At 50.7% G+C, this 2,756-nt stretch carries 3 protein-coding genes and 1 pseudogene; 3 read left to right on the top strand and 1 reads right to left on the bottom strand.

Annotated features, from left to right (window positions below; all coding sequences use genetic code 11):
* Together RM811_RS09305 and RM811_RS09300 are read left to right on the top strand one after the other, a co-directional pair.
* Positions 1-426: ABC transporter permease subunit (locus RM811_RS09305; protein ID WP_402523258.1), on the top strand; the 426-nt coding region annotated here is incomplete at its 5' end.
* A 50-nt stretch (positions 427-476) separates the two neighbouring features.
* On the top strand, positions 477-1,370 hold the full coding sequence (locus tag RM811_RS09300) for a D-hexose-6-phosphate mutarotase (RefSeq protein WP_402523256.1): 894 nt from the start codon (positions 477-479) through the stop codon (positions 1,368-1,370).
* A gap of 47 nt (positions 1,371-1,417) precedes the next feature.
* On the opposite strand, the gene RM811_RS09295 is transcribed toward RM811_RS09300, so the two are convergent.
* Positions 1,418-2,035, bottom strand: coding sequence for a TetR/AcrR family transcriptional regulator (locus RM811_RS09295; RefSeq protein ID WP_402523254.1), 618 nt, complete (start codon positions 2,033-2,035; stop codon positions 1,418-1,420).
* Between the two features lie 127 nt (positions 2,036-2,162).
* Between RM811_RS09295 and fadH the strand changes: the two are divergent.
* Positions 2,163-2,756 (top strand): annotated as a pseudogene (fadH, locus tag RM811_RS09290) (NADPH-dependent 2,4-dienoyl-CoA reductase); the annotation flags it as partial.

Below are 2,756 nucleotides of genomic sequence, written 5' to 3'. Positions count from 1 at the left end.
TTTCTCTGGCCCTTATTAAGCCAGCCCTGGTTCTGTGCCATGCTGGCCCTGGCCCTTAACTCAGCCGCCTATTCCACGTTGCTGTTCAAGGGAGCCATTGACGCTGTGCCAAAAAGTGACTGGGAAGCCTGTATGGCCCTGGGTATGACTCACAGACAGACACTGCTGCGGGTGATTATGCCCCATGCGGCTCGTCGGGCCCTGCCCGCTTACGGCAACGAGATTATTCTGGTTATGAAAGGTTCATCTCTGGCCAGCACCATTACCCTGATGGATCTGATGGGCTATGCTGCCAGACTTAACGCGCAAACTTACGACACATTAACAGTGTTCACCATGGCCGGGTTGATCTATCTGACCATGACCGGGGTTCTGACATTATTGATCCGGTTTATGGAACATAAAGTTTTAGCATTCAGCCGCTGACCCAGCGGCTCTCCCCCTTGAAAACGCTTCCCCTGACAATGGCTTCCCTGATGCTAACCAATGACATGATTTTCGAAGAAACGTTAAGCCCTGCCATTTCAAGACATAGCATGAATGGTCTGGCCATTCTCAACATTCAGAGCCCCCTCTGTGAAGCCGCTATTTCCCTCCATGGCGGTCACCTGATTCAGTTCAAACCGACCGGCCAGCAGGATGTGATCTGGCTCAGCAACAAGGCCATCTTTTCGGAAGATAAAGCGATACGGGGCGGAGTACCCATTTGCTGGCCCTGGTTCGGTCCGGTGGACTCGCCCTCCCATGGTTTTGCCCGAATCAGTAACTGGCAACTGCTGGATCATGAAGAAAATGAACAGTCAGTTACCGTACGCCTGAAACTCAGTGCCTCCAAACAGACCCGGGTTATCTGGCCCCATGATTTCAGTGCAATTCTGACCTTTACCGTGGGAGAAACTCTGCGCATCCATCTGGAAATGATCAACACCGGCAAGACACCCTGGCAATGGAGTGGTGCGCTGCACACTTACTTCAATATTGCCAAAGCTACCGAAACCTGGATTACCGGCGCAGGCTCCTCCTATATCGACAGTCTGCAAAACGACCTGCCCTGTGACACATCAGAGGCGTTGATCATTAATCAGTCCATCGACCGGATTTATACGACTCCGGATGAGACAGTCTCTATCCATGACCAGGGCAACCAGCGCATTATCAATGTGCGTAACCAGGGGCATAACTCCGCGGTTATCTGGAATCCATGGAAAGACCTGAGCAGAAACATGGGGGATATGAGCGATGATGGGTACGAAACCATGGTCTGCGTTGAAGCGACCCAATATGCGAAAGATCAAGCATCGGGCTCATTACTGATGCCGGGTGAAAAGCATGAGCTAAGTACAGATATCAGCGTTACTTCGGCAGGGTAATAAATCCGATAAGCATTCCCACGGTGCTCCGTGGGAATATCCCCTTCTCACACCTTTGCCGCCGCCAGAATCATCTCCACAGCACTATCCAACATCGCATCAATGGCGTTTCTATCCAGATAAATACCATCATTCAATAGACGACTCATACCGTGCAACATGCTCCAGCTCACCTGGGCAAGGCGTAAACAGTCGATATCTTTTGATAACTCGCCCCCCTCCTGCCCTTCTTGTGTCAGGAGCCGAATAAGATCTACATAATCCTGAAAACAGGCGAAAGATGCAGTTTTAAGGCTCTCTGTAGGCTCCCCATTTTTCCAGACAGGGCGGCCAAACATCAGGTCATACTCCTCAGGATGCTTCCAGGAGAGATCCAGATAAGACCTGACAAATGCTTTCAGCCAACGGGTCATATCCCCAGACTGCTCATGCATCAACTGAGCAAAATGTGCCTGCCAGTGCTGAAACCCCTGCTCCGCAATCGCACACAGCAGCGCATTTTTATCCTTAAAATGATGGTAGGCCGCCGTTCTGGATACACCCACCCGCTCTGCCAGAGCGCGCATGGAAATACCATCCACCCCCTGCTCCCCAATCATCAGGGTCGCTTCCTCAAGCAGTTTCTGATGAAGGTTGCCATGGTGGTAGGGCTTTCTAGAAGTCATATGTCGTTTTAATTCCAGGATGGCTTAACGGGCATAGCGTCTGTGCAAATTATCTTGACACTGTCAAAGTACCACCCTATCTTGACACTGTCTAGATAAGCACCTGATCAATAACAAGGATTATAAAATGACCTCTCCATACCCACATCTTCTGGCACCGCTGGATCTGGGTTTCACCACGCTAAAAAACCGGGTTCTGATGGGTTCCATGCACACCAATCTGGAAGAGCAGCCCAATGGTTTTAAACGACTGGCGACCTATTTTGCCGAACGTGCAGCCGGTGGTGTGGGTCTTATTGTGACGGGTGGTATTGCCCCTAATCAGGAAAGCGGGGGTATGCCTGGTGCAGCCACCATGGAAACCCCGGAAGATGTCAAACACCATCGCGAAGTGACGAAAGCGGTTCACAATGCCGGTGGCAAAATCTGTATGCAAATCCTTCATACCGGCCGTTATGCCTACCATCCAAAAAGCATTGCCCCCAGCGCGATTCAGGCGCCAATCAACCCATTCAAACCGAAAGAACTTTCAGCTGATGAAGTCCATGGGCAAATCGAGGATTTTGTGAACTGCACTGCTCTGGCCAAAGACGCTGGCTATGATGGCGTAGAGATCATGGGTTCTGAAGGTTATTTTATTAATCAGTTTATCGTAAACCGCACCAATCAACGGGAAGACGACTGGGGTGGTGAATACCAACAGCGCATTCGTCTGCCAATA

The sequence above is a fragment of the Endozoicomonas sp. genome (genome assembly GCF_031844845.1).
In the GTDB taxonomy this organism is placed as follows: Bacteria; Pseudomonadota; Gammaproteobacteria; order Pseudomonadales; family Endozoicomonadaceae; genus Endozoicomonas.
Note: the sequence above shows the minus strand (reverse complement) of the source record. Positions and strands in the feature narration are given on the sequence as shown.